The 25489-nt window shown below is 59.7% G+C and carries 24 protein-coding genes; 20 read left to right on the top strand and 4 right to left on the bottom strand.

Annotation, left to right across the window (positions count from 1 at the left end; translation table 11 throughout):
* Nucleotides 1–148: 148 nt before the first annotated feature.
* Nucleotides 149–1516 (top strand): spinster family MFS transporter, encoded by a 1368-nt coding sequence (locus tag PGR6_RS22315; protein ID WP_257784393.1) that lies wholly within the window; start codon nt 149–151, stop codon nt 1514–1516.
* A 112-nt stretch (nt 1517–1628) separates the two neighbouring features.
* Here PGR6_RS22315 and rapA read toward each other — a convergent pair whose 3' ends face one another.
* On the bottom strand, nt 1629–4475 hold the full coding sequence (gene rapA / locus PGR6_RS22310; RefSeq protein ID WP_018926884.1) for an RNA polymerase-associated protein RapA: 2847 nt from the start codon (nt 4473–4475) through the stop codon (nt 1629–1631).
* Nucleotides 4476–4704: 229 nt separating this feature from the next.
* Here rapA and PGR6_RS22305 point away from each other — a divergent pair, with 229 nt between their 5' ends.
* The 3 genes from PGR6_RS22305 to ccoM all read left to right on the top strand — a co-directional run bounded on the left by PGR6_RS22305 (nt 4705) and on the right by ccoM (nt 5573).
* Nucleotides 4705–5046: a hypothetical protein gene (locus PGR6_RS22305; protein ID WP_018926883.1), complete on the top strand. Its 342-nt coding sequence runs from the start codon at nt 4705–4707 to the stop codon at nt 5044–5046.
* Between the two features lie 104 nt (nt 5047–5150).
* Nucleotides 5151–5312 carry a hypothetical protein gene (locus PGR6_RS30265; protein ID WP_007935839.1) on the top strand — a complete coding sequence of 54 codons (162 nt, stop codon included), beginning with the start codon at nt 5151–5153 and terminating at the stop codon, nt 5310–5312.
* 144 nt (nt 5313–5456) lie between these two features.
* On the top strand, nt 5457–5573 hold the full coding sequence (ccoM, locus tag PGR6_RS30605) for a cytochrome c oxidase subunit CcoM (protein ID WP_018926882.1): 117 nt from the start codon (nt 5457–5459) through the stop codon (nt 5571–5573).
* Between the two features lie 193 nt (nt 5574–5766).
* Here the strand turns inward: ccoM and PGR6_RS22300 are convergent, their stop codons facing one another.
* Together PGR6_RS22300 and PGR6_RS22295 are read right to left on the bottom strand one after the other, a co-directional pair.
* Nucleotides 5767–7242, bottom strand: coding sequence for an inorganic phosphate transporter (locus PGR6_RS22300; RefSeq protein ID WP_018926881.1), 1476 nt, complete (start codon nt 7240–7242; stop codon nt 5767–5769).
* Nucleotides 7243–7619: 377 nt separating this feature from the next.
* Entirely contained in the window at nt 7620–7820 is a 201-nt protein-coding gene (locus PGR6_RS22295; RefSeq protein WP_018926880.1) for a hypothetical protein, read from the bottom strand.
* A 210-nt stretch (nt 7821–8030) separates the two neighbouring features.
* Here PGR6_RS22295 and PGR6_RS30040 point away from each other — a divergent pair, with 210 nt between their 5' ends.
* The 12 genes from PGR6_RS30040 (at nt 8031) to pcaC (ending at nt 19469) form a co-directional block, all read left to right on the top strand.
* Nucleotides 8031–8216, top strand: a complete 186-nt coding sequence (locus PGR6_RS30040; protein ID WP_138866217.1) for a hypothetical protein — start codon at nt 8031–8033, stop codon at nt 8214–8216.
* A gap of 261 nt (nt 8217–8477) precedes the next feature.
* Entirely contained in the window at nt 8478–9320 is an 843-nt protein-coding gene (pcaR, locus tag PGR6_RS22290; RefSeq protein WP_007935836.1) for a pca regulon transcriptional regulator PcaR, read from the top strand.
* Nucleotides 9321–9608: 288 nt separating this feature from the next.
* Nucleotides 9609–10955, top strand: coding sequence for an MFS transporter (locus tag PGR6_RS22285; RefSeq protein ID WP_018926878.1), 1347 nt, complete (start codon nt 9609–9611; stop codon nt 10953–10955).
* Between the two features lie 220 nt (nt 10956–11175).
* The gene (locus PGR6_RS22280) at nt 11176–12033 is read left to right on the top strand and encodes a CoA transferase subunit A (RefSeq protein ID WP_064619890.1); all 858 of its coding nucleotides are present in this window, start codon (nt 11176–11178) and stop codon (nt 12031–12033) included.
* Entirely contained in the window at nt 12033–12812 is a 780-nt protein-coding gene (locus PGR6_RS22275; RefSeq protein ID WP_018926876.1) for a CoA-transferase subunit beta, read from the top strand. Before PGR6_RS22280 ends, PGR6_RS22275 begins: the two co-directional genes overlap by 1 nt.
* A complete protein-coding gene (gene pcaF, locus PGR6_RS22270) occupies nt 12809–14014 on the top strand; it encodes a 3-oxoadipyl-CoA thiolase (protein WP_173861175.1) in 1206 nt (401 codons plus the stop codon). The genes PGR6_RS22275 and pcaF overlap by 4 nt, the downstream gene beginning before the upstream one ends.
* Nucleotides 14015–14051: 37 nt before the next feature.
* Nucleotides 14052–14756 carry a protocatechuate 3,4-dioxygenase subunit beta gene (gene pcaH / locus PGR6_RS22265; protein WP_064619887.1) on the top strand — a complete coding sequence of 235 codons (705 nt, stop codon included), beginning with the start codon at nt 14052–14054 and terminating at the stop codon, nt 14754–14756.
* A gap of 1 nt (nt 14757) precedes the next feature.
* On the top strand, nt 14758–15324 hold the full coding sequence (gene pcaG, locus PGR6_RS22260; RefSeq protein ID WP_018926873.1) for a protocatechuate 3,4-dioxygenase subunit alpha: 567 nt from the start codon (nt 14758–14760) through the stop codon (nt 15322–15324).
* 218 nt (nt 15325–15542) lie between these two features.
* A complete protein-coding gene (locus PGR6_RS22255) occupies nt 15543–16838 on the top strand; it encodes an MFS family transporter (protein ID WP_064619884.1) in 1296 nt (431 codons plus the stop codon).
* A gap of 45 nt (nt 16839–16883) precedes the next feature.
* Nucleotides 16884–18248: a 3-carboxy-cis,cis-muconate cycloisomerase gene (locus PGR6_RS22250; protein WP_064619881.1), complete on the top strand. Its 1365-nt coding sequence runs from the start codon at nt 16884–16886 to the stop codon at nt 18246–18248.
* Nucleotides 18249–18259: 11 nt separating this feature from the next.
* Nucleotides 18260–19066 carry a 3-oxoadipate enol-lactonase gene (gene pcaD, locus PGR6_RS22245; protein ID WP_064619878.1) on the top strand — a complete coding sequence of 269 codons (807 nt, stop codon included), beginning with the start codon at nt 18260–18262 and terminating at the stop codon, nt 19064–19066.
* A gap of 10 nt (nt 19067–19076) precedes the next feature.
* The gene (pcaC, locus tag PGR6_RS22240; RefSeq protein WP_018926869.1) at nt 19077–19469 is read left to right on the top strand and encodes a 4-carboxymuconolactone decarboxylase; all 393 of its coding nucleotides are present in this window, start codon (nt 19077–19079) and stop codon (nt 19467–19469) included.
* A gap of 108 nt (nt 19470–19577) precedes the next feature.
* Here the strand turns inward: pcaC and PGR6_RS22235 are convergent, their stop codons facing one another.
* Nucleotides 19578–20837 (bottom strand): OprD family porin, encoded by a 1260-nt coding sequence (locus PGR6_RS22235; RefSeq protein ID WP_064619875.1) that lies wholly within the window; start codon nt 20835–20837, stop codon nt 19578–19580.
* Nucleotides 20838–21458: 621 nt separating this feature from the next.
* Between PGR6_RS22235 and PGR6_RS22230 the strand changes: the two genes are divergently transcribed.
* From PGR6_RS22230 to PGR6_RS22215, 4 genes are all read left to right on the top strand, one after another.
* Nucleotides 21459–21722 carry an Os1348 family RiPP precursor gene (locus PGR6_RS22230; RefSeq protein WP_018926867.1) on the top strand — a complete coding sequence of 88 codons (264 nt, stop codon included), beginning with the start codon at nt 21459–21461 and terminating at the stop codon, nt 21720–21722.
* 111 nt (nt 21723–21833) lie between these two features.
* Nucleotides 21834–22310 carry a GNAT family N-acetyltransferase gene (locus PGR6_RS22225; RefSeq protein ID WP_026286480.1) on the top strand — a complete coding sequence of 159 codons (477 nt, stop codon included), beginning with the start codon at nt 21834–21836 and terminating at the stop codon, nt 22308–22310.
* 14 nt (nt 22311–22324) lie between these two features.
* Nucleotides 22325–23485, top strand: a complete 1161-nt coding sequence (locus PGR6_RS22220) for an aKG-HExxH-type peptide beta-hydroxylase (RefSeq protein WP_018926865.1) — start codon at nt 22325–22327, stop codon at nt 23483–23485.
* Nucleotides 23486–23501: 16 nt separating this feature from the next.
* Entirely contained in the window at nt 23502–25472 is a 1971-nt protein-coding gene (locus tag PGR6_RS22215) for a multinuclear nonheme iron-dependent oxidase (protein WP_018926864.1), read from the top strand.
* Nucleotides 25473–25489: the final 17 nt, after the last annotated feature.

Genomic DNA, 25489 nt, shown 5'->3' with positions numbered 1-25489 from the left:
TGGTGAAAAACCTGGCTTCCTGACAGCACTGATCCCACAGGTTATGTGTGGCGCCATGGGCTGATATCAGCCTTGCGAATAATGACAGACAGCCCTGACGGGCCTGACTAGATTGGAGGTTCCGGGGACAGTGACGGCCCCAACAACAATAAAAAGAGACGGACCCATGCAGAACTCGACCCAAGCGGCGAATGCCTGGCGCATTCTGTTCCTGTTGTTCCTGGCCAACCTGTTCAACTTCTTCGATCGCACCATTCCGGCGATCATCATCGAGCCGATCCGTATGGAATGGCACCTCAGCGACTTTCAGCTGGGGATCATCGGGACTGCATTCACCATCGTTTACGCCATTGCCGGCCTGCCTCTGGGGCGATTGGCCGATACTGGCTCGCGCAGCAAACTGATGGGCTGGGGCCTGGCGGCATGGAGCGGGCTGACCGCGGTCAACGGGTTGGTGGGCAGTTTCTGGAGTTTCCTGATCGTGCGGATGGGCATCGGCATCGGTGAAGCCAGTTACGCGCCGGCTGCCAACTCGCTGATCGGCGACTTGTTCCCGGCGCATCGTCGGGCGCGGGCCATGGGCATTTTCATGCTCGGCTTGCCGCTGGGCCTGCTGCTGGCGTTCTTCACCATTGGTGCGATGGTGAAGGCGTTCGACAGCTGGCGTGCGCCGTTCTTTATCGCGGCGGTGCCGGGGTTGATCCTGGCGGTCTTCATGTTCTTCATCAAAGAGCCGAAACGTGGCGCGGCGGAAAGCGTGCAGGTTTCACAGGAGCGTGTGGACCGGCCGATCCGTCGAGTGCTGGCGGTGCCGACTTTTCTGTGGCTGGTGATGGCAGGGCTTTGTTTCAACTTCGCCACCTATGCCTGCAACTCGTTTCTGGTGCCGATGCTGCAGCGTTATTTTCTGATGCCGTTACAGGACGCGGCGGTGGCGACCGGGGTGATCGTCGGAGTGACCGGGTTGTTCGGCCTGACATTAGGCGGATGGATTGCCGACAAGATTCACCAGCGGGTGGCCAACGGGCGACTGCTGTTCGCCGCGTTCAGCCTGATCATTTCGACGTTGTGCACGGCTTGGGCGCTGCATGCCGGGCGGATCGAGATCGGGGTATTTGTCGCGGTATTCAGCCTGGGGTGGTTATTCGCCTACAACTTCTACACCTGCGTGTACACGGCGATTCAGGACGTGGTCGAACCACGCCTGCGGGCGACGGCGATGGCGTTGTTCTTTGCCGGGTTGTATCTGTTGGGCGGTGGTTTGGGGCCGGTGGTGGTGGGCGGTCTGTCCGATCACTTCGCCCATACCGCGATACTCTCGGCGGGTGCCGAGCAGATGACCGAGGCATTCAAGGCTGTCGGCCTGCATGACGCGATGTACCTGATCCCGGTGGCGCTGTTTTTCACCATGGTGTTTCTGTTTTTGGCATCGCGGTGTTTTGTGCGGGATGCCAAGCGGATGAAAGAAGGGTTGGTGGCGGTGGTTGAGCCAAAGGGTGCTGCGGTCACGGCCTGAGGATTGATCGTTCCCACGCTCTGCGTGGGAATGATCGGCGGGCGGGACAAGGCAAACAAAAAGGCCCGCATCGCTGCGGGCCTTTTCATCTTTGGCGATGGAGCAGGGCGGTTTAGCCCGCCACCAACACCCGAATCGCTTCCAGTCGCAATGCCGCTTTGTCGAGCATGGCCAGGCCTTGCTCGCGCTGCTTGCGCAGGGCAACCAGTTCGCTGTCGCGCACGGTCGGGTTGACCGCTTGCAAGGCGGTCAGGCGCGCCAGTTCTTCGTCGGTATCGGCCGCCAGGCGACGTTGTGCCTCGGCCACGCGCTCGGCATGACGCGGGGTGATCTTCTCTTCGCCGGCGTTGATCCGTGGCGTCAGCTGGTCGCGCTGGGCCTGGATGAACTTGTTGGCGCTGGCGCGGGGCACGCTTTCCAGTTGATCGTTCAGGGTTTCGAACGACACCCGGGCCGACAGGTCATTGCCATTGGCATCAAGCAGGCAGCGCAGGGCGGCCGGCGGCAGGTAACGGCCCAGTTGCAGCGAACGCGGGGCAACCACTTCGCTGACATAGAGCAGTTCCAGCAACACGGTGCCCGGTTTCAGCGCCTTGTTCTTGATCAGCGCCACGGCGGTGTTGCCCATCGAGCCGGACAGGACCAGGTCCATGCCGCCCTGAACCATCGGGTGTTCCCAGGTGATGAACTGCATGTCTTCACGAGACAGCGCCTGGTTGCGGTCGTAGGTGATGGTCACGCCTTCGTCGTCGCCCAGCGGGAAGCTGGCGTCGAGCATTTTTTCGCTGGGCTTGAGGATCAGCGCGTTTTCCGAATGGTCTTCGCTGTCGATGCCGAAGGCGTCGAACAGGGTTTCCATGTAGATCGGCAGGGCGAACTGATCGTCCTGTTCGAGAATCGCTTCGACCAGCGCATCGCCTTCACCCGCGCCGCCGGAATTGAGTTCCAGCAAGCGGTCGCGACCGGTGTGCAGTTCGTCTTCCAGACGCTCACGCTCGGCGCGGGCCTCGTCGATCAGTGCTTTCCACTCGCCATCGTCGGTCTCTTCCAGCAGCGGCAGCAGGCGCGGGCCGAACTGATGCTGCAAGGCGTTGCCGGTCGGGCAGGTGTTGAGGAATGCGTTCAGCGCTTCGTGGTACCACTGGAACAGCCGCTCTTGCGGGCTGGTTTCCAGGTATGGCACGTGCAGTTCGATGACGTGCTTCTGGCCGATCCGGTCGAGACGACCGATGCGTTGCTCCAGCAGGTCCGGGTGCGACGGCAGGTCGAACAGCACCAGATGGTGCGAGAACTGGAAGTTACGGCCTTCACTGCCGATTTCCGAGCAGATCAGCACCTGGGCGCCGAATTCTTCGTCGGCGAAGTAGGCGGCGGCGCGGTCACGCTCAAGGATGTTCATGCCTTCGTGGAACACCGTGGCCGGAATGCCGGAACGCACGCGCAGGGCGTCTTCCAGGTCCATGGCGGTTTCGGCATGGGCACAGATCACCAGCACTTTGGTGCGCTTGAGCATTTTCAGGGTGTCGATCAGCCATTCGACGCGCGGGTCGAATTTCCACCAGCGTTCTTCTTCGTTGGCGTCCGGCTGGGACTGGAAGCTGACTTCCGGGTACAGCTCGATGTGATCGCCCAACGGCAGTTCGAGGTATTCGGCCGGGCACGGCAGCGGGTACGGGTGCAGTTTGCGCTCCGGGAAACCCTGCACGGCAGCGCGGGTATTACGGAACAGCACGCGGCCAGTGCCATGGCGGTCCAGCAGTTCGCGGACCAGACGGGCGCAGGCTTCGGTATCGCCATCGTTGACTGCGCTCAGCAGGGCTTCGCCTTCGTTACCGAGGAAGCCGTGAATGGTCTTGTGCGCTTCAGGCGACAGGCGCCCTTTGTCCAGCAACTCCTGAACGGCTTCGGCCACCGGGCGATAGTTTTCGCTCTCGGCGCGGAAGGCATGCAGGTCATGGAAACGATTCGGGTCGAGCAGGCGCAGACGGGCGAAGTGGCTGTCCTGGCCCAGTTGTTCCGGGGTTGCGGTCAGCAGCAATACGCCCGGGATCGTTTCAGCAAGCTGCTCCACCAGGGAGTACTCAGGGCTGACCTGGTCTTCGTGCCACACCAGGTGGTGCGCTTCGTCGACCACCATCAAATCCCAGCCGGCGGCGAACAGCGCGTCCTGGGCTTTCTCGTCTTCCACCAGCCATTCGAGCGCCACCAGGGCAAGCTGGGTGTCTTCGAACGGGTTGGTGGCATCGCTTTCGATGAAGCGTTCTTCATCGAACAGTGCAACTTGCAGGTTGAAGCGGCGGCGCATCTCCACCAGCCACTGGTGCTGGAGGTTTTCCGGCACCAGGATCAGCACGCGGTTGGCGCGGCCCGAGAGCAGTTGGCGATGGATCACCAGACCGGCTTCGATGGTCTTGCCCAGGCCCACTTCATCGGCCAGCAGAACCCGCGGCGCAATGCGGTCGGCGACTTCACGGGCGATGTGCAACTGGTGCGCGATCGGTTGCGCGCGCACACCGCCCAGGCCCCAGAGCGACGATTGCAACTGGCGGCTGGTGTGTTCCAGGGTGTGATAACGCAGGGAGAACCAGGCCAGCGGGTCGATCTGGCCGGCGAACAGACGGTCGCTCGCCAGTCGGAACTGAATGAAGTTCGACAGTTGGGTTTCCGGCAGGGTGACCACTTCGTTCTGCCCATTGAGGCCGTGGTAGACCAGCAGGCCGTCAATGTCGTCGACTTCCTGTACGGTCAGTTTCCAGCCCTCGAAGTGAGTAATCGAGTCACCCGGCGAAAACCGCACGCGGGTGAGGGGCGCATTCCGTAGCGCATACTGGCGAGTGTCGCCAGTGGCCGGGTAGAGCACGGTCAACAAGCGGCCGTCCTGTGCTAGAACGGTGCCTAAACCCAGCTCGGCTTCGCTGTCACTGATCCAGCGTTGCCCCGGTTGATACTGCTGCGCCATGCTGCCTGACTCCCACCTTGAAAAAGCGGGCTATCTTAACGGAATGAGCCTTCAGGGCCAAAGGATTACTCAATAGGAGCTACCGAAGGTTGCGATCTTTTGATCTTCATGTCCTGAAAAGATCGCAGCCTTCGGCAGCTCCTGTCTGTGCGTTGGGTCACAAGTTTTCGACCGATGGCTCAAGTCGCCATCCCCGCAGCCGACAGCCTGCTGACAGGAGACCAAAAATATGCTGCCACCGATGCTCCCCTTGAGCGCCGTGCCGATCACTTCACAGCAGGATCCGATCCGCCAGCGCCCGGATATTCCCCCCGTGGTGTCGGTGCAGGAAAGCTCCAATGAAAGCACCATCGACCTGCAAAACCGCGACCCGGAAGAGGCGGGCCTGCAGCTGCGCGAGGAGCAGCGTCGGCAACAGGAACGGGAGCGGCGCCGTCGCGAGGCCGATGAGGATCCTGAAGAGCATTTGGCGATCCCCGGTAATGAGCTCAATGCCGACAATACCGTGCCGGTGGTGCCGTTGATGGAGAGTCAGCCACGTCAGGGGTTGTGGGTCGATATCGAGATCTGAAGTGTCGGAGACTGGTCAGCGCCCGCGCCAGACCGCATTATTGGCGCAATCCTGTCGCCTTTAGCCGGCAGCTGAATTCATTTCCAAGCGATGCACTGAACGCCATGAGCCAAGATGACAAGCTGATCGACCTCAATTCTGAACGTGCCAAACGGGTTCATGACCTTAATGAAAAGCGCCTGAACGAAGTGCGCCAGGCATTTGAGCAGGCCATGCCGTTGGGTAAAGCGAAGAAAAAGCCGAAGAACAAACCGAAAAAGCGTTGAAACACCCTGCATCTGTTGATGCAGGTCAGTTATTTCCCTTCCTTTACGCCCAGTCTCGGGCGGCATTGATCCCGGTCAATTTTCTCTCCTGCCCGATTGGTTAACTTAGCCCCATCGCAACAGGGCAAGTCCAGGAGGCCAGTCATGTTTTTCGATAACGTGGTGATCGCCGGAGTGCTGACAGTCGGCCTCATGGTTCTGTTTTTTGCAGGGTTTGGATTTTTTATCTGGAAGGATTCGCATAAGCGGAGAAAACCGTAGTTCTTTCTGGAGCAATGAGCACGCAAGGCATTTTGGGCGACTTCGGTCGCCCTTTTTTTTTGTGCGATCGAAAGGGACGCGGAGCGTCCCGGGCTGCATTCCCACGCAGAGTGTGGGAACGATCTAATACCGAAATGCGGGCAATAAAAAAGGCGCGAACCTCACGGAACGCGCCTTTTTCAGTAGCGGTGTATCAGCTACCCAGTGCCTTGGAGGCCAGCCAGAACAGGCCGGCCGACAGGGCAACGGTGGCTGGCAGGGTCAGGACCCAGGCCAGCAGGATGGTTCTGACAGTACCGCCTTGCAGGCCGCTTTTGTTCGCGACCATGGTGCCGGCCACGCCTGAGGACAGGACGTGGGTAGTGGAGACGGGCAGGCTGAAGATGTTGGCCAGGCCGATCATGCTCGCGGTGGTGATCTGCGCCGACATGCCTTGGGCATAGGTCATGCCTTGCTTGCCGATTTTCTCGCCGATGGTCAGTACCACGCGCTTCCAGCCGACCATGGTACCCAGGCCGAGGGCCAGTGCGACCGCCAGAATCACCCAGAACGGAGCATATTCAGTGGTGGTGGTCAGGTCCTTGCGCAGTTTGTCCAGGTCAGCCTTTTCACGGGCAGCGAGGCCAGGCAGCTTGCTGACTTTCTTCGCCGTGTCGTCCAGGCAGAGCAGGTAACGACGCACTTCGATGCGGCTTTCCGCCGGCAGCGAGTGGTAGTCAGCTACACCCTTGAGGGTGTCGAGCAGGGCGGCGATGGTCGGTTCGGTCTGTTGCGGGTTGCAACGGAATTTCTCCGGCAGATCACCTTCCACGCTTTTGCCCAGGGCCAGGAACTCACCCAGCGTATCGGCATTGCGCTTGTAGAACTGGCTCAGGTGCAGGGTTGCATCGCGTGTCCGTTCGATCTGGTAGGTGGTGCTGCCCAGGTCGAGTACGAACTGCGCCGGGACGATACCGATCAGCACCAGCATGATCAGGCCGATACCTTTCTGGCCATCGTTCGAGCCGTGCACGAAGCTGACCGCCATGGCCGAAATCACCAGTACCAGACGGTTCCAGAACGGCGGGTGTTTCTTGTCGTCGATCTTGCGGCGCTGTTCCGGTGTCTTGTGCATCTTGGACAGCGGACGCCACCATTTAAGGCCGATCAGCACCAGGGCGGCAACGAGGAAGCCGGCCATCGGCGAGAACACCAGGGACGCGCCGATGTCGATCGCTTTCTGCCAGTTCACGCCGTCGGCCAACGGAATGTCGTTGATCAGGGCATTGGCCAGGCCGACACCGAGGATCGAACCGATTAGCGTATGGGAACTGGAGGCCGGGATACCGAAGTACCAGGTGCCCAGGTTCCAAGTGATGGCCGCGGCGAGTAACGAGAACACCATGGCCAGCCCGTGACCGGTGTTCACATTGATCAACAGTTCTACCGGCAGCAGATGGACGATGGCATACGCCACCCCCACACCGCCCAGCAGCACGCCGAGGAAGTTGAACACACCGGAAAAGAACACCGCCAGATGAGGCGGCATGGCTTTGGTGTAGATAACAGTGGCCACCGCGTTTGCGGTGTCATGAAAGCCGTTGATGAACTCGAAGGCGAGGACAAAGGCCAGGGCGAGCAAGAGGCTCACAAGCACCCAAGCATCCAGTCCGCTGAATAAATCGATCATGAAGGTTTTCTGACCCGTTCGTAAGGGGGCGCGATTATGCCAGAAAAGACTGATAATCGATGCACTTGCTGCTCATCGGTTACATTCTTCAATGAATTAGTGGGTGGCAATCCCCTGAATCCCAGGGTTTTTCAGGGGCCTACAAGTCATTGAATTCGCTTGGAAAGGCAGCTGCCACAAGGGTTTCTCTCGTTGGGACGAGAGGCTTGAACGCTTGTGTGAAATATCTGAGAAGAAGGTCAGGCAAGAGCCGTTTGCCTCATCGAATGGATGAGGAAGCCGCTGCCCGCTTGTAGCGGGCGCGAAAAGCACCATCGATACAACCCGTTTTTAACGGGTGCAGACGCAGGCTCTTGAAAGGATTCAAGTCGAGGCGGTCATGGCTCTTCGGCTTTGAGTTCCTTTTCCATCTTCTGCAATTCCTGGGTGAAGGCCTGATCCTGAACGGTGGCGCGTTTACGCCAGGGTTTGCGTTCGGGTTCGGGCTGAGCGGCGTAGGTGGTGATTTCCCCGCCGTAAACTTCCTTGTAACGTTGTTCCTGGCGCTCAAGTTCCGCGCGCAGTTCGTCTTTCGTCACAGTGCTACCTAATTGAGTTGAGATTAATTCTGGTGAAACGCGCTGCATCGATCTATTGACCATGCTCGTCGAAAGGACAATGCCTGATACGACATCGTTCCCACGGCACAATCAATACTTCAATGTTGCAGGCGGCCACGGCACCAGAGAAAAACAGCTGACGCAGCATCAGTCTCCTGTTTCAGCGAGCGCGTTGGCGGAACATATTAAATGAGCGTCAAGCGCTTGCTGCGGACAGCGGCGATGGATATCGCGCTGCCGGCGGGCGGAATCGGTACAAAAAAACCGGTCGCCTCTGAAATGCATTATAGCGGTCGATTCGAAGAACACTATCTCTTGGCAGTTAAAAGTAGTTCCTCATGTGTGATTGTTTTGTTGCTCGCAACTTGCCGGTAACTACGGTGGACTGATGCCAGTTGCAGTGGTGACTTTCTGGCGCCATTAAGCCGGACAAATTATTACATCGTTCTCCTTTAAACCAGTGACCGAAAATAACAACCGTATTGTGGGTGAGTGAAAGCAGGATGGCTGAATGCACGCGGCACGATTGCGATTATCGGTCTGTGGTTCGATAATCGCCCAATCCTGGCAACCGCTGGCTTGTGTGTCAGACCGGGGCCGCTTGTAATAGTCGCTGATCCGTGTGGGGAACCTGATATGAACGATCAAATGCGCAATTCCTTCGCTTCAGTGGCGCCGCCGATCGTCGCCTCGCCCGCCAAGCGAATCCAGGCCCTGACCGGTGACCCGGATTTCATGACTTCCCTGGCCCGTGGCCTGGCGGTGGTGCAAGCGTTCCAGGAGCGCAAGCGGCACCTGACCATTGCACAGATCAGCCACCGCACGGAAATTCCCCGCGCCGCTGTGCGACGTTGCCTGCATACGCTGATCAAGCTCGGCTACGCCACCACCGACGGGCGCACCTATTCGCTGCTGCCCAAAGTCTTGACCCTGGGCCATGCCTATCTGTCGTCGACTCCACTGGCGGTGTCTGCCCAGCCGTACCTGGACCGCATGAGCGAGCAACTGCACGAGGCCTGCAACATGGCCACGCTGGAGGGCGATGACATTTTGTACATTGCGCGCTCGGCGACTACCCAGCGGCTGATTTCCGTCGACCTCTCGGTGGGTGGGCGCTTGCCGGCCTATTGCACCTCCATGGGCCGGATTCTGCTCGCCGCGCTGGACGACACGTCGCTGCGCGAATACCTCGACCATGCAGACTTGCAAGCCAAGACCAGTCGCACCCTGCATACCCCCGAAGCCTTGCTCGAATGCCTTCAAGAAGTACGGCGACAAGGCTGGTGCATCGTCGATCAGGAACTGGAGCAAGGCCTGCGCTCGATTGCCGTGCCGGTGTATGACGCTTCTGGCCAGGTAGTGGCGGCGCTGAACGTCAGCACCCATGCCGGCCGGGTCAGCCGCAGCGAGCTGGAGCAACGTTTCCTGCCCGGTTTGTTGAGTGCCAGCCGCGACTTGAGTGCGCAGCTGTTCGCCTAAGCTGTTCGATAAACGCACAGAGTCGCGTTTATCGAATTGACGCTGTTTCTCTCGGATCATTAATGTCGCGGCAGCGTCATCCGGCGCTGCTGGCCCTCGGCCGGTTGCCGGACGACGACCCAATAATAATGAGAAGAGGCATCGTCATGTGCACGTTTCCCCACTGTCGCTGTTCCCACCGGCTTAGCTGCCGAAACCGGATCGCCTGATCCCGACCTTCTTTTCTTGTGACAGCGTCAGCCTCGGCTGGCACTTGTTCGACTGCGTTCTTTGCGTGGAATAAAAATAATGAACCAGCCTCAGTCTGCTGTAGGGAACTGCCTCGACGTGCAGTCCTTCATCAACGCTCAACCCATTTCGCGCTACCAATGGCGGGTGGTGATCCTGTGTTTCCTGATTGTCTTCCTCGATGGCCTCGACACCGCGGCCATGGGGTTTATCGCGCCGGCATTGTCCCAGGACTGGGGCATCGATCGCGCCAGCCTCGGCCCGGTGATGAGTGCGGCACTGATCGGCATGGTCTTTGGCGCCTTGGGTTCCGGGCCGTTGGCTGACCGCTTCGGGCGAAAAGTCGTACTGGTAGGTGCGGTGTTGCTGTTCGGTGCGTTCAGCCTGGCATCGGCTTACAGCACCAATGTCGATCAACTGCTGGTGCTGCGTTTCCTCACCGGCCTGGGCCTGGGCGCCGGCATGCCGAACGCGACCACGCTGCTGTCCGAATACACCCCGGAACGCAAGAAATCCCTGCTGGTGACCAGCATGTTCTGCGGCTTCAACCTCGGCATGGCCGGGGGCGGTTTCATCTCGGCCAAACTGATCCCGGCCTTCGGCTGGCACAGCCTGTTGATGATCGGCGGGATTCTGCCGCTGATACTCACCGTCGTTTTGCTGTTGTGGTTGCCTGAATCGGCGCGCTATCTGGTGGTGCGCAATCGCGGTACCGACAAAGTGCGCAAGGCTCTGGCACCGATCGACCCAGCGCTGGTGGCCCAGGCTTCGAGCTTCAGCGTGCCGGAACAGAAAACCGTGAAGGCACGCAATGTGTTCGCGGTGATCTTCTCCGGCACTTACAGCACCGGCACATTGTTGCTGTGGCTGACGTACTTCATGGGGCTGGTGATTGTTTATCTGCTGACCAGTTGGTTGCCGACGCTGATGCGTGACAGCGGCGCGAGCATGGAGCAGGCCGCATTCATTGGTGCACTGTTCCAGCTGGGTGGGGTGTTGAGCGCAGTGGGCGTGGGTTGGGCGATGGACCGGTTCAATCCGCACAAGGTCATCGGCACTTTCTACCTGTTGGCCGGGGTGTTTGCCTACGCGGTAGGGCAGAGCCTGGGCAACATCGCCGTGCTGGCGACCCTGGTGCTGGTGGCCGGGATGTGTGTCAACGGCGCGCAATCGGCAATGCCGTCGCTGGCGGCGCGTTTTTACCCGACGCAAGGGCGGGCGACCGGTGTGTCGTGGATGCTTGGGATTGGCCGCTTCGGCGCGATCCTCGGGGCGTGGATGGGCGCGACGTTGCTGGGCCTGGGCTGGAACTTCGAGCAGGTGTTGACGGCTCTGGTGATTCCGGCCGCGTTGGCGACCACGGCGGTGGTGATCAAGGGCATGGTCAGCCATGCGGATGCGACCTGATCCGGCTTGAGAGTGATCGTTCCCACGCCGAGCGTGGGAACGATCTGAAATGCTTTTTTGGGATCGGTAGTGAGGTAACAATCTGTTCGATAAACGAACACTCAGTCGATTATCGGATTGTTTGGGTTGTTCCAGGGGCTTAATCTTCAGTCATTCCGGCGCTGCGCATCGGCGCCTTTTTCCCACACTGTCGGTTCATAACAAAACGGGAGCCTGCCCCATGGCTGAAATCCTTTCGCTGCATGACGCGGTGAAGCAGTTCGTCAACGACGGCGATACCGTCGCGCTCGAAGGCTTCACTCACCTGATTCCTACGGCGGCCGGTCACGAAATCATTCGCCAGGGCAAGAAAGATCTGACCCTGGTGCGGATGACGCCTGACCTGATCTACGACCAGTTGATCGGTGCCGGTTGTGCTCGCAAACTGATTTTCTCCTGGGGCGGCAACCCTGGCGTCGGTTCGCTGCACCGTCTGCGCGACGCAGTCGAGCGGCAGTGGCCGCATGCGCTGGAAATCGAAGAGCACAGCCACGCCGACCTGGCCAATGCCTACGTCGCGGGCGCTTCGGGCTTACCGTTCGCGGTGCTGCGAGCCTACGCCGGTTCCGACCTGCCGAAGGTCAACCCGCTGATCAAGACCGTCACGTGCCCGTTCACCGGCGAAGTGCTGGCGGCGGTGCCGTCGGTGCGCCCGGACGTCACCGTGATTCACGCGCAGAAAGCCGACCGCCAAGGCAACGTGCTGCTCTGGGGCATTCTCGGGGTGCAGAAAGAAGCGGCGCTGGCGGCCAAGCGTTGCATCGTCACCGTCGAAGAAATCGTCGATGACCTCAATGCACCGATGAACGCTTGCGTGCTGCCGACCTGGGCTCTGAGCGCGGTCTGCCACGTACCGGGCGGCGCGCATCCGTCCTACGCCCACGGTTACACCGAGCGTGACAACCGCTTCTACCAGGCCTGGGACCCGATTGCCCGCGACCGTGAAACCTTCACCGCGTGGATCAACGAGTACATCCACGGCTGCGCTGACTTCAGCGAGTTCCAGGCCAAGCTGGCCGCTGCTTCGGAGGCCAAGTAATGACTTACACCACCAATGAAATGATGACCGTCGCCGCCGCCCGCCGCCTGAAAAACGGTTCGGTGTGCTTCGTTGGTATCGGCCTGCCGTCGAAAGCCGCCAACCTGGCGCGACTGACGTCCTCGCCCGATGTAGTCCTGATCTACGAATCGGGTCCGATCGGTGCCAAGCCAAGCGTACTGCCATTGTCGATCGGTGACGGCGAGCTGGCGGAAACCGCCGACACCGTCGTCCCGACCGGCGAGATTTTTCGCTACTGGCTGCAGGGCGGGCGCATTGACGTCGGCTTCCTCGGCGCCGCGCAAGTCGATCGCTTCGGCAACATCAACACCACGGTAGTCGGCGACTACCATCAGCCGAAAGTTCGCCTGCCGGGTGCAGGTGGCGCGCCGGAGATCGCCGGTTCCGCCAAGAGCGTGCTGATCATCCTCAAGCAGTCGGCGCGTTCGTTCGTCGACAAGCTCGACTTCATTACCTCGGTTGGTCATGGCGAGGGCGGTGATTCGCGCAAACGTCTCGGCCTGCCAGGCGCCGGTCCTGTCGGCATTATTACCGACCTGTGCATCATGGAACCGGAAGCCGGCACCCATGAATTCGTGGTCACCGCGCTGCACCCAGGGGTGACCCGCGAGCAAGTGATCGCGGCCACCGGTTGGCCGATTCGTTTTGCCGACGCCGTTGAAAACACTGCCGAGCCAACCGAAGTCGAGTTGACCGCGCTGCGTGATCTGGAAGCCCGCACTGCGGCGGCCCACGGCCAAGCACCCGGAGAAGCCTGATGCGCGACGTTTATATCTGTGACGCGATTCGTACCCCCATCGGCCGTTTCGGCGGTGGCCTGTCGGCGGTTCGCGCCGATGACCTGGCCGCGGTGCCGATCAAGGCGCTGATGGCGCGCAACCCGTCGGTGGACTGGAACGCGGTGGACGAGGTGTTCCTCGGTTGCGCCAACCAGGCCGGCGAAGACAACCGCAACGTGGCTCGCATGGCGTTGCTGCTGGCGGGGCTGCCGGAAACCATTCCTGGCGTCACCCTCAATCGCCTCTGCGCTTCGGGCATGGACGCTATCGGCACTGCGTTTCGGGCCATCGCCAGCGGTGAGATGGAGTTGGCGATTGCCGGTGGCGTCGAATCGATGTCCCGCGCGCCATTCGTGATGGGCAAGGCGGACGCGGCGTTTTCGCGCAACATGAAGCTGGAAGACACCACCATCGGCTGGCGATTCATCAACCCGCTGATGAAAGCCCAGTACGGCGTCGATGCAATGCCGCAAACCGCCGATAACGTGGCCGACGATTACCAGGTTTCCCGCGAGGATCAGGACGCTTTCGCACTGCGCAGTCAGCAACGGACAGCCGCCGCGCAAGCCGCAGGATTTTTCGCCGAAGAAATCGTTGAAGTGCGCATTGCCCACAAGAAGGGTGAAACAGTGGTCAGCCAGGACGAACATCCTCGCGCCGATACCACACTCGAGACCCTGGCCAAACTCAAACCGGTCAACGGCCCCGACAAAACCGTCACCGCCGGCAATGCCTCCGGTGTGAACGACGGTGCTGCAGCGCTGATCCTGGCTTCGGCCGAAGCCGTGAAAAAACACGGCCTGACCGCCCGCGCCAAAGTGCTCGGCATGGCCAGCGCCGGCGTCGCACCACGGGTGATGGGTATCGGCCCGGTGCCGGCGGTGCGTAAATTGACTGAGCGCCTGGGCGTGGCGGTCAACGATTTCGACGTGATCGAACTCAACGAAGCCTTCGCCAGCCAGGGTCTGGCGGTGCTGCGTGAACTGGGACTGGCGGATGACGCGGCCCAGGTCAACCCGAACGGTGGCGCCATTGCCTTGGGCCATCCGCTGGGCATGAGCGGTGCGCGTCTGGTGCTGACCGCACTGCATCAACTGGAAAAGACGGGCGGCAAGAAAGGCTTGGCGACCATGTGTGTCGGTGTCGGTCAGGGCCTGGCCCTGGCGATCGAACGGGTCTGACGCACAGAAGCGACTAATAAGAATTGAGGAAAGCGCAATGACTGACAAACCAGGTTACCGTCGCCCGCAGGCGGGCACTCAGCCGGAATACCTGCACCCTCCTTATCAATCCACCAACCTTCGCTCGCCGTCCAAGCCGTTGGTGTTTTTGCCTCATTCGCTGTCGGAAATCACCGGCCCGACCATCGGCGCCGAGCGTATTCAGGAGCGGGACAACGACTTGACCGCCCAGCACTCGGGCGAGCCATTGGGTGAACGGATCATCATCCACGGCCGTGTGCTGGATGAAGACGGTCTGCCGGTGCCGGGCATTCTGGTGGAGATCTGGCAGGCCAACGCCGCCGGTCGTTACAACCATGCCCGCGATCTGCACGACGCACCGATGGACCCGAACTTCACCGGTACCGGCTGCACCGTGACTGACGCCGATGGCTGGTACCAGTTCCAGACCATCAAGCCTGGCGCCTACCCGTGGGGTAACCACCACAATGCCTGGCGTCCGGCGCACGTCCATTTCTCCCTGTTCGGACCGAGCATTCTGACGCGCCTGGTGACCCAGATGTATTTCCCGGGTGACCCGTTGCTGGCCTACGACCCGATCTACAACTGCGTGCCCGATACCAGCGCCAAAGAGCGTCTGATCGCCAGTTTCGATCTGGAAAAAACCATCCCTTCCTATGCCCTCGCTTATCGTTGGGACATCGTTTTGCGCGGCCGCGACGCCACGCCGATGGAGAAATAAGATGACGCTGAACGCGACCACGTCCCACACCGTCGGACCGTACTACCACATCGGCCTGACCTGGCTGAACCGTGAAGACCTGACCGTTGAACAGACCCTCGGCGAGCGTGTGGCGATCACCGGGCAAGTCGTCGACGGCAATGGCGACTTCGTCAACGACGCCATGCTCGAAGTCTGGCAAGCCAACGCCGCTGGCAAGTACGACCACCCCGAAGACGATCAGGACAAGCCCCTGGACCCGAACTTCGAAGGGTTTGGCCGGGTGCCGGTGGATGCGCAAGGGCGCTTTCGCTTTACCACGATCAAGCCGGGCACGGTGGAAGGCTTGAAGGGCACGACCCAGGCGCCGCACCTGGTGGTGCTGGTGTTTGCTCGCGGGTTGGTGAAGCACTTGCTGACGCGGATTTACTTCGATGGTGAGCCAGCCAACGTGGCGGACCCACTGCTCGAATGCGTGCCCGCCGAACGTCGTGGCACCTTGTTGGCGAAGCAGGATGCTGCGGGTGTTTATCAGTGGAATGTGATTCTGCAGGGGACGGATGCGGAGACGGTGTTCTTCGATTATTGAGTGACGAGAGGCTCTGCTGACCAAGGAGCTTTTTTGTGGCGAGGGGGCTTGCCCCCGTTCGGCTGCGAAGCAGTCGTAAACCGGTTGGCGCGATCTACCTAACAGGTCGCGCCAACCGGTCTAGGGCTTGCTTCGCAAGCCAACGGGGGCAAGCCCCCTCGCCACAGCTGTTGCAAAGTATGTCTAGACTCTCACGGTCCCCACAGAGTGAAAAAACAATGACAACCTCCACAGCTGTCTACACCGGTGAAGAACGCAGCAAAAGAATCTTTGCGATTGTCGGCGCCTCGTCCGGCAATCTGGTCGAGTGGTTCGACTTCTACGTCTACGCCTTCTGTGCGATCTACTTTGCCCCGGCCTTTTTTCCGTCCGATAACCCCACGGTGCAGTTGGTCAATACCGCGGGCGTGTTTGCCGCCGGGTTTCTGATGCGCCCCATCGGCGGCTGGATTTTCGGCCGGCTGGCGGACAAGCACGGGCGCAAGAATTCGATGCTGATCTCGATTCTGATGATGTGCTTCGGCTCGCTGCTCATCGCTTGCCTGCCGACCTACAACAGTATCGGTGTCTGGGCGCCGATCCTGTTGCTGTTCGCGCGCTTGCTGCAGGGCTTGTCGGTGGGCGGCGAATACGGCACCACCGCGACTTACATGAGCGAAGTCGCCCTCAAGGGCCAGCGCGGGTTCTTCGCGTCGTTCCAGTACGTGACGCTGATTGGCGGACAGTTGCTGGCGGTGTCGCTGGTGGTGATCCTGCAGCAGTTCCTCAATGAGGATGAGTTGCGTGCCTACGGCTGGCGGATTCCGTTCGTGGTCGGTGCAGTGGCTGCGTTGATTTCATTGTTCCTGCGTCGTGCGCTCAAGGAAACCAGCAGTAAGGAAATGCGCGAAAGCAAGGATGCCGGCAGCATTGGTGCGCTATTCCGCGATCACAAGGCAGCCTTCATCACCGTGCTGGGTTACACCGCCGGCGGTTCGCTGATTTTCTACACCTTCACCACGTACATGCAGAAGTACCTGGTGAACACCGCTGGCATGCACGCCAAGACCGCCAGCTACATCATGACCGGTGCACTGTTCCTTTATATGTGCATGCAGCCGCTGTTCGGCATGCTCGCCGACAAGATTGGCCGGCGCAATTCGATGCTCTGGTTCGGCGCCCTCGGGACGTTGTTCACCGTACCGATCCTGTTGAGCCTGAAAAGTGTCAGCAGTCCGTTCCTGGCGTTTGTGCTGATTACCGTGGCGCTGGCGATCGTCAGTTTCTACACCTCGATCAGCGGTCTGGTGAAAGCCGAAATGTTCCCGCCAGAAGTGCGCGCCTTGGGTGTAGGCCTGGCGTATGCGGTGGCCAACGCGATCTTCGGCGGCTCGGCGGAATATGTAGCCCTGAGCCTTAAAGCCGCAGGCATGGAAAACTCGTTCTACTGGTACGTGACGGTGATGATGGCGGTGGCGTTCCTGTTCAGCCTGCGTCTGCCGAAACAGCCGAAGTATCTGGAAAACGACCTTTGATCTTTCCGCGGGGGCCGTACTGGCCCTCGCCTGCAAGGACTGTTTATGAATCAGCGACCGGGCAATCAATTGTTCGATGCCTACTTCACCGCACGCGACATGCGTGAGGTGTTCTGCGATCAGGGCCGGGTTCAGGCCATGCTGGATTTCGAAGCCGCACTGGCCCGGGCCGAAGCGCGGGTTGGCCTGATTCCGCAAGCGGCTGTCGTGTCTATCGAAGCGGCCTGCCGGGCTGAGCATTATGACTTCGCCGCCCTCGGCGAGGCGATTGCCACGGCGGGCAATTCGGCGATCCCTTTGGTCAAGGCGCTGGGCAAGCAGATCGCCAAAAGCGATGCCGAAGCCGAGCGCTACGTGCATCTGGGCGCGACCAGCCAGGACGTGATGGACACGGGCCTGGTGTTGCAATTGCGCCGCGCGCTGCAACTGATCGAAGCTGATCTGGCGCAGCTGGGGGAAACCCTTGCGACCCAGGCCAAGCGATACGTCGCCACGCCGCTGGCTGGGCGCACCTGGTTGCAACACGCGACACCGGTCACCCTTGGCATGAAGATCGCCGGTTGGCTGGGCGCGGTAACCCGCAGCCGCCAGCGTCTGCTGGAACTCAAGCCGCGCCTGCTGGTGCTGCAATTCGGTGGCGCCTCCGGCACCCTCGCAGCCCTTGGCGATCAGGCGATGCCGATTGCCGAAGTCTTGGCCGCGGAACTGCAACTGACCTTGCCGGAACAACCCTGGCACACCCAGCGCGATCGTCTGGTGGAGTTCGGCGCGGTGCTTGGCTTGATCGCCGGCAGCCTCGGCAAACTCGGTCGCGACATCAGCCTGTTGATGCAGACCGAAGCTGGCGAAGTGTTCGAACCGTCGGCACCGGGCAAGGGCGGTTCCTCGACCATGCCGCACAAACGCAACCCGGTGGGCGCGGCGGTGCTGATCGGTGCGGCGACGCGGGTGCCGGGTTTGCTTTCGACTTTGTTCAGCGCGATGCCCCAGGAACACGAGCGCAGCCTGGGCCTGTGGCATGCCGAATGGGAAACCCTGCCGGAGATCTGCTGCTTGGTGTCGGGCAGCCTGCAGCAAGCGCTGTTGGTGGCCGACGGACTGGAAGTGGACGCGATGCGCATGACCCGCAATCTCGACCTGACCCAGGGCCTGGTGCTCGCCGAAGCCGTGAGCATCGTCCTGGCGCAACGGGTCGGTCGCGACACCGCGCATCATCTGCTGGAGCAATGCTGCAAGCGTGCTGTGGCCGAGCAACGTCATCTGCGCGCGGTACTCGGCGATGAGCCGCAAGTGACCGCCGAGTTGTCGGACGCTGAACTCGATCATCTGCTGGACCCCGCCCATTACCTCGGTCAGGCCCATACCTGGGTCGAGCGAGCGGTGGCTGAACATTTTGCGTTGACTGCCTGAAGGAGACTGCTGTGGCATTCGTACAACTCGCCGATGGCGAACTGCACTACCAAATTCAAGGGCCGCAACTCGATGGACCGGTGGATGCGCCGGTACTGGTGCTGTCCAACTCACTGGGCACCGACCTGCACATGTGGGACGCGCAGATCCCGGCGTTCGCCGAGCATTTCCGGGTGCTGCGTTTTGACACCCGTGGTCACGGCAAGTCGTTGGTGACGCCGGGGCCGTACAGCATCGAGCAACTGGGCCGCGACGTGCTGGCGCTGCTGGATGCGTTGCACATCGAGCGCGCGCATTTCTGTGGTCTGTCCATGGGCGGGTTGATCGGTCAATGGCTGGGGATCAACGCCGGTCAGCGTTTGAACAAACTGATCGTGTGCAACACCGCGGCGAAAATCGGCGATCCATCGGTGTGGAACCCTCGGATCGAAACCGTGCTGCGCGACGGCGCGGCGGCAATGGTGGCATTGCGTGATGCGTCGATTGCACGCTGGTTCACCCCGGATTTTTCCGCTGCCAATCCGGCAGCGGCGAAGCAGATCACCGACATGCTCGCGGCTACCTCGCCTGAAGGTTACGCGGCCAATTGCGCGGCGGTGCGCGATGCCGATTTCCGTGATCAGTTGTCCTCGATCAAGGTGCCGCTACTGGTGATCGCCGGTACTGAAGACGCGGTAACGCCACCGTCCGGCGGGCATTTCATTCAGGAACATGTGCGGGGCGCCGAGTACGCCGAGTTCTACGCCGCGCACCTGTCCAACGTCCAGGCCGGCGCTGCGTTCAGCGAGCGGGTGCTGGCGTTTCTTTCAGGTCATTGAGGAATTTTTTGTGGACGAGAAACAACGTTACGACGAGGGCATGAAAGTCCGTCGCGCAGTGCTCGGTGACGCCCACGTCGACCGCAGCCTGAGCGCGCTGACCGAGTTCAACTCGGAGTTCCAGGAGATGATCACCCGCCACGCCTGGGGCGACATCTGGACCCGTCCGGGCCTGCCGCGCCACACCCGCAGCCTGATCACCATCGCCATGCTGATCGGCATGAACCGCAACGAAGAACTCAAACTGCACCTGCGCGCCGCCGCCAACAATGGCGTAACCCGTGGCGAGATCAAGGAAGTGATCATGCAGAGCGCGATCTATTGCGGCATTCCGGCGGCCAACGCGACGTTCCACCTGGCCGAGTCGGTGTGGGATGAGTTGGGGGTTGAGTCGCGGGAGTGATCCGCGAAAGTTGTGTTGCTTGAGCTGACGTCTTCGCGGGCAAGCCTCGCTCCTACAGGTGGTGTGATCTGTAGGAGCGAGGCTTGCCCGCGAAGGCGTTTTAGAGTCTTACAGCAGGCTGATCGGATAGCTGACGATCAACCGGTTCTCATCGAACTCGTTGTTGCTGAAGTCACGGCGGATGGTGGAGTTGCGCCATTTGACGTTGAGGTCTTTGAGTGCGCCGCTTTGTACGGTGTAACCCAGTTCGCTTTCGCGGCCCCACTCCTTGCCGTCGCTGGTGGTGGCGGTGTGGACGTTGTCGCCGCTGATGTAGCGGTTCATCAGGGTCAGGCCCGGCACGCCCAGAGCGGCGAAGTTGTAGTCGTGGCGCACTTGCCAGGATTTTTCCCTGGCGTTGTCATAGCTGGAGTTGTAGCTGTCGTTGGCCAGGGTGCCGCCGCTGGTGCCGTTGACCCGCATCCAGGCGTTGTCGCCGGTGAGTTTTTGCAGGCCGACGTAGAAGGTGTTGCCACCGTATTTGGCCGAGAACAGACCCGACCAGGTCTTGTTGTCCAGCTCGCCCGCCCGGGCGCTGCCGTCATCCTTGCCGTAGAAGAACCCGAGATTGGCGCCCAGCGTCCAGTCGCCCAGCGGTTGGGTGTGGATCAGGTTGACATATTGCTGGCTGTAGATGTCCTTGAGTTCAGCATTCCACAGGCCGATCTGAGTACGCTTGTCGTTGAAGACGTATTCACCGCCCTGGAAGTTGAAGCGGTCTGAGGTGAACGCCGCTTTGCCGGTCATCGACATGTCATTCATGCTGCTATCGTCGCGCGGGCTGTTGGCGCGGAACTGGCCGCCGTAGAGCGTCAGGCCGTCGATTTCCTTCGAGGTGATCTGGCCGCCACGGAAGGTTTGCGGCAGCGAGCGACCGTCGTCCGAACGCAGGATCGGCAGCACCGGCATCCATTCGCCGACCTTCACTTCGGTCTGGGACAGCTTCGCCTTGAACGCCACGTTGGCGCGACCGAAGTTGTCCGCCGGGCGGCCATCGTGATCCAGCGGCAGCAATTGCGTCCCGCCGGTGCCTTTACCGCCGTCGAGCTTGACCGAATACAACCCCAGCACGTCCATGCCGAACCCGACGGTGCCCTGGGTGAACCCGGATTTGGCGTCGAGGATAAAGCTTTGCGTCCACTCTTCAGCCTTGCCCTGGCTCTTGGTCGGATTGGTGAAGTTACGGTTGATGTAGAAGTTACGCAGGTTCAGGTTGACCTTGGCACCTTCGACAAAGCCTGCTTCCTCGGCCAAGGCGGGCAGGGCCGCGCCGGCCAGTGCGATGGCGATCAGACTGGGGAACAAATACTGTGTGGTGGAGGAAGTCATGGACTCGGGTCTCTCTAATTGTCAGGGATAAGGCAGTACACAGCCGCAACCAAGGGGTCGCAGACAAAAAATCGAATTCGGATAAGGGGGCGGGCGAGATCAGCCGGAGCGCAGAGGGCGCGTAGTCATGGTGTCGGACCTTGTTGTTATTGATTTATGCAGGTGCGGACAATGGTGCGAGGGATGGGCGGGGGGATTCAATTGGGGGGGATGGGGTTTTGGGCGATTAACGAACACTAATCGACGTCAGCGTGGGCGCGGACGGTATGAGGCATTCCTAATAAAATCCCATAGTTATTCGGGTTGATAAGGGGCGTCCGCAGGTGTGTTCTATTAATGGCGCCTTGTTGTTTTTTTTGATGTTAGATGGAAGTGTTTATTGCTTTAGTTGTAAGACGTTTCCTACAGTGTTGGCTGTCATTAAAGGTAGATCAATAGTCGCCGGTTAAACTTAAGAATTGGTGTTGTCGGTTATCGTAAAAAGATTTAAAGAGAGCCATGGGCTTGGCTGGAAAAGAAAAGAGGCCTTGCTATATTCAAATTCCTCAGGCGGGCAAAAGAAACTCTCTTGCTTCGTCAGGGGATGTTTTTCGTCATGCCGAAATAACAAGGAGAAGTACCATGGGTAATAAAGTCAATCAGGAACGTTTGGCCTCGGTTCTGGGACGGGCCGTGCTGGACGAAAAATTTGCCAACGCCTTACACAGTGATCCGGCAGGGGCGGCTAAAAATATTGGCGTGCACTTAAGTACTGACGAGATCGCGGCGGTTAAAGGTATTGATGCTGCAAAACTGACGGCAGCTTCCTCCAGCATTCGGAGCAACCTGGGGATACGCGCGGTATTCGATACACAGAACCAGCAGCAACAAGCGCGCATGGATTAACGGTGGGTGATGCCATTTGGCGTGCCACGAAAGGTGGGCTTTTACGGTGGTACGCCGAATGGCCTTATCAGACCCATGACCTGAAGCACTCGGGCACGGAGTGAATGACGCATGTCTGTCACCTTGGCTCCAATGAATGACGCGGACTTTGCTACGTTCGCCGACAGAGCCCTTGCTGAATATGGCGACGGGATGGTCGCCGCCGGCGAGTGGGGCCAGGAGGAGGCGTCGCAAAGGGCACGAAGCGTCTTCGAGCAATTGTTGCCGCAAGGGCGATTGACTGAAAAGAATCAACTCTGGGTAATCCAGGATCAAGCGCGGCGCATCGGTGAATTATGGGTTGCCGAACGACACGCTGGCGCCGGTCGGATCGCCTTCATTCTGGATATTTACATTGACCCCGGCGAGCGCCGCCAGGGTTATGCAAAACAATCGCTGCTGGCCCTGGAATCATGGGCGAGCCAGGCGGGATGCAAGGAAGTGCGGTTGCATGTCTTTGGTCGCAACGATGCGGCGCGTCGTCTTTATGAACAACTGGGTTATGGCATTGCCAGTCTGACAATGGCGAAGCCGTTGCCGCCAACCTAAGGGAAGGTTGAGAAATGGACATCGGTAACAGTGGTCAACGTGAGCTCTCGGTCGAGGATTTATTTCAGGGCACGACCTTCCTTGCGGATTCGGAGCCTTCGCGATTTGAAGTCTTGCTGGAGCGTGTCAGTCGAAATCGATACACCAGCTTTGTTGCGCTGTACACCGAACTTTTTCAGTTGTTTCCCAACGCGCCACATCTGGCAGAGTTTTTTGAACAGGCATTTAATCTTATCGTCCCTCCGACCCGTGAACAGCGCTTGATTATTAATGATCCGGTGTTTCAAGTGTGGAATGTACTGACCGCTCATTATGCCAATCTGGTCATCACGAAAAAGACCGAGGACAGGAGTGAGCTGGAAAAAATGCTGTGCGAATTTCCTGAGATGTTAGTGCGTGTCAAAGCATCCGACAGTTCCCGCGTGAATCATTATTGCCCCCCTGTGCATCGGTTTGATGTCGATCCGCTGGTAGCGATAGTGATGCCGCCCAGTTATGAGTTTCCGGAGGATGAAGCCGTCCGCAAACAGTTGGAGCGTAGCGGTTACTCCGTACGGTTTTTTTGCGACGTGGTGAATATTGCCCTGTTGCGCATAGAGCACACATGGCCCGCCTGCCGTGAGCAAATCAAAAAACTGGTCAAGTCGATTTTCTATTTACCCGATGGTTCATTTCGAAGCTGTTCGGCGTCCCGTTTCACCGGAATCATCCTGTTGTCGAGCCGGGATGATTCGATACTCGATCTGGAAGAGTCCCTGGTGCATGAGGCCACCCATCAGTTGCTCTATCACATTGTCGAGGCGTGCCCGGTCGTTAAGGAAGAGACCTCGCGGGAGCCTTTGTACACCTTGCCGTGGTCGGGACAGAAGCGTGACTTTTATGGCTACTTCCACGCGTTTTACGTGTACATCGCGTTGGTCAAATACCTGGGGCGGGTTCGTTCGCGTTCGACCGATGAGCTGCAACGGGCGCAAAACCGTCTTCTGTACATTCTGCGAGGCTTGATCAAGGCATTGCCGGACTTTGAGGCCAGCACTGAATTCACCCCACAAGGACGTCAACTTCTGGAAAACCTCGCCAAAGAGGTCAGAGCGCAGGAAAACCAATATGCCGGGCTGTTGGCGATATCGGGGACTGATACTGAGCAACAACGCTTGCTGGGTCTGACCGCCTGAAGCCGGGGAGGCTCACATGGGGATGTTTGATGCCTCGTCCTATCCCGAGGCCGGAGTAGGGCTGGAATACCATTTGCCACGGCGCAGGGCACAGGATGACCGGTCGGAGGATGGACTTGACCCGACGGTCGAGCGAATTCTCGCTGAGGGTTTGCCGCATTTCGATTACGTCGAGTTTCAGCCGACCCACTGCATCCTGCAGCCTCGTTTACTTGACGTCAGCGCTCGAGTACCGAGCCTGCTGCACTCGTCCAGTTTGTCCCTGGGCAGTGTGGGCATCGCGATGGATCGCGAATTTCTGAACATGACGCGGAGACTGTGCGACAAAACCCGCTCGCCGTGGCTGGCCGAGCATATTTCCTGGTCGCGTTTCCACGGTGGCGACACGCAGCATTTCATTTTGCCGACCCTGGCCCAAGAGGTGGCTGACACGGTGGTGGCCAATGCCATCGAATTGCGCGAGCTCACGGCCACACTGCTGGTGCTGGAAAACGCACCGCGGTTGTTTTCATTGCCGGGCGCACAAGAGCAGTCCGAAGGCGAGTTCATTTCCAGTGTGGTGGAGCGCAGCGGCTCGGGATTTTTGCTGGATCTCGACAGCGCGATCACGACCGCCAGAACCCAGGGTTACGACCTGAACGACTATTTGCGTTCGTTGCCGCTGGACCGGTTGATTGAAATTCACACCAGCCATCCACGGCGGGATTGGGACATTTTGCGTGAGCTGTTCAGATCATCCCCGGTGAAAGCGATCACCCTGGAGTGGGATATTTCGCGCAAAACCGATGACGCGGAACTGTTGACCTTGATCAAGGCCATCAAGTCCTTGAGGCCCAAGGCCCTGTTCTGGCAGGAGCTTGATCAACAGGGTGATCAACAGACGCCGTCGGAGGACGCGCAGACCCTGCTGAAACTCAGGGAAAGCACCTGGCTCAGCGTTGGCTCGGCGTCGTTTTTTATCCGAGACCGGCAGCAGGACTTGAGCCTGGAGTTTGACGTGACGTTGCTGCCGTTACTGCGCCATTTCCTGAGCCCGCAAACGCTGGAAAGTGCCTTGTTGCTGCCGGGGGTTTTGCAAAGTCCTGCACAGGACGACAACCTGGCGTTTCTGAGAACACTGGTCAGCCATGGTGTTTTGCTGCCCGTGGTGAATCAATCGGGTTCGGTCACGTATAACCAGGGTAAGCATTCGCTCAACCTTTGGACCCGTTGGGATGCAGCGCTGGAGTTTTACCTGAGTACCCGGACCGGCTCGCACACGCCCTACATCAGCGTCGCCGAGCTGGAAACGGAGCTGGAGCAAAAGGCCTCGGCGCAACCTCAGCCGTCGGCGTTCAAGGACTACTGGTCCCATCCGTTCATCGCCCTGGAAAACCCGCTGTTGCCTGCCTGTGCGATTGCTCAGCCGACGCTGCTGGACTCGCTGTGCAATCGCCGTACGTCGCGAACCTTCAGTGATCAGCCGTTGAGTTCGGAACAACTGTCTTTGTTGCTCTACTACACCTGGGGCGCGACCGTCGTGCAGCACAACCGCATGGGTGACTATTTCCTGAAGAAAACCTCGCCGGCCGGCGGTTCGCTGCAGGGCACCGAGGTGTATGCGGTGCTGATGAACGTGCAGGGTTTCGAGCGGGGGCTTTACCACTATTCGGTACGCCGTCATGGGCTTGAGCTGATTTCCCTGGAAGATCCGCGAGCCTGGATCAGCGAGGCTTGTGGTGGACAGGCGTGGATCAAGGATGCGGCAGCGGTGTTCGTTTCCACGGCGCGGGTCGAGCGAATGGCCTGGAAATACGAATTCAGCCGCGCATTGCGGGTGGCGCTGATGGATGCCGGGCATCTGAGTCAGACCTTTTCCCTGCTGGCCACCGCGCTGGGCCTGGGCAGTTTCACTACCGCAGCGTTACGCGACGAAATGTTCGAAAACCGCTTGGGGCTCGATTATCTGGAAGAGCCGGTGTTTCTGGTCAATGGAGTCGGAGGGTGAAGCGAACAGGCTGGTTT

This window comes from Pseudomonas sp. GR 6-02, from assembly GCF_001655615.1.
Taxonomy (GTDB): domain Bacteria; phylum Pseudomonadota; class Gammaproteobacteria; order Pseudomonadales; family Pseudomonadaceae; genus Aquipseudomonas.
The sequence above is the reverse complement of the archived record's forward strand: the minus strand, read 5'-3'. Positions and strand labels throughout refer to the sequence as shown.

What these genes read in the sequence shown, in the direction of transcription:
- ccoM (WP_018926882.1), top strand. Translation starts at nt 5,457, where the DNA reads ATGTTTTTCGATAACGTGGTGATCGCCGGAGTGCTGACAGTCGGCCTC.
- PGR6_RS30040 (WP_138866217.1), top strand. Translation starts at nt 8,031, where the DNA reads ATGAGCGTCAAGCGCTTGCTGCGGACAGCGGCGATGGATATCGCGCTG.
- PGR6_RS22250 (WP_064619881.1), top strand. Translation starts at nt 16,884, where the DNA reads ATGAATCAGCGACCGGGCAATCAATTGTTCGATGCCTACTTCACCGCA.
- PGR6_RS22235 (WP_064619875.1), bottom strand. Translation starts at nt 20,837, where the DNA reads ATGACTTCCTCCACCACACAGTATTTGTTCCCCAGTCTGATCGCCATC.
- PGR6_RS22300 (WP_018926881.1), bottom strand. Translation starts at nt 7,242, where the DNA reads ATGATCGATTTATTCAGCGGACTGGATGCTTGGGTGCTTGTGAGCCTC.
- PGR6_RS22225 (WP_026286480.1), top strand. Translation starts at nt 21,834, where the DNA reads ATGTCTGTCACCTTGGCTCCAATGAATGACGCGGACTTTGCTACGTTC.
- pcaH (WP_064619887.1), top strand. Translation starts at nt 14,052, where the DNA reads ATGACTGACAAACCAGGTTACCGTCGCCCGCAGGCGGGCACTCAGCCG.
- pcaG (WP_018926873.1), top strand. Translation starts at nt 14,758, where the DNA reads ATGACGCTGAACGCGACCACGTCCCACACCGTCGGACCGTACTACCAC.
- PGR6_RS22230 (WP_018926867.1), top strand. Translation starts at nt 21,459, where the DNA reads ATGGGTAATAAAGTCAATCAGGAACGTTTGGCCTCGGTTCTGGGACGG.
- PGR6_RS30265 (WP_007935839.1), top strand. Translation starts at nt 5,151, where the DNA reads ATGAGCCAAGATGACAAGCTGATCGACCTCAATTCTGAACGTGCCAAA.
- pcaR (WP_007935836.1), top strand. Translation starts at nt 8,478, where the DNA reads ATGAACGATCAAATGCGCAATTCCTTCGCTTCAGTGGCGCCGCCGATC.
- PGR6_RS22220 (WP_018926865.1), top strand. Translation starts at nt 22,325, where the DNA reads ATGGACATCGGTAACAGTGGTCAACGTGAGCTCTCGGTCGAGGATTTA.
- PGR6_RS22275 (WP_018926876.1), top strand. Translation starts at nt 12,033, where the DNA reads ATGACTTACACCACCAATGAAATGATGACCGTCGCCGCCGCCCGCCGC.
- PGR6_RS22215 (WP_018926864.1), top strand. Translation starts at nt 23,502, where the DNA reads ATGGGGATGTTTGATGCCTCGTCCTATCCCGAGGCCGGAGTAGGGCTG.
- PGR6_RS22285 (WP_018926878.1), top strand. Translation starts at nt 9,609, where the DNA reads ATGAACCAGCCTCAGTCTGCTGTAGGGAACTGCCTCGACGTGCAGTCC.
- PGR6_RS22255 (WP_064619884.1), top strand. Translation starts at nt 15,543, where the DNA reads ATGACAACCTCCACAGCTGTCTACACCGGTGAAGAACGCAGCAAAAGA.
- PGR6_RS22305 (WP_018926883.1), top strand. Translation starts at nt 4,705, where the DNA reads ATGCTGCCACCGATGCTCCCCTTGAGCGCCGTGCCGATCACTTCACAG.
- rapA (WP_018926884.1), bottom strand. Translation starts at nt 4,475, where the DNA reads ATGGCGCAGCAGTATCAACCGGGGCAACGCTGGATCAGTGACAGCGAA.
- PGR6_RS22280 (WP_064619890.1), top strand. Translation starts at nt 11,176, where the DNA reads ATGGCTGAAATCCTTTCGCTGCATGACGCGGTGAAGCAGTTCGTCAAC.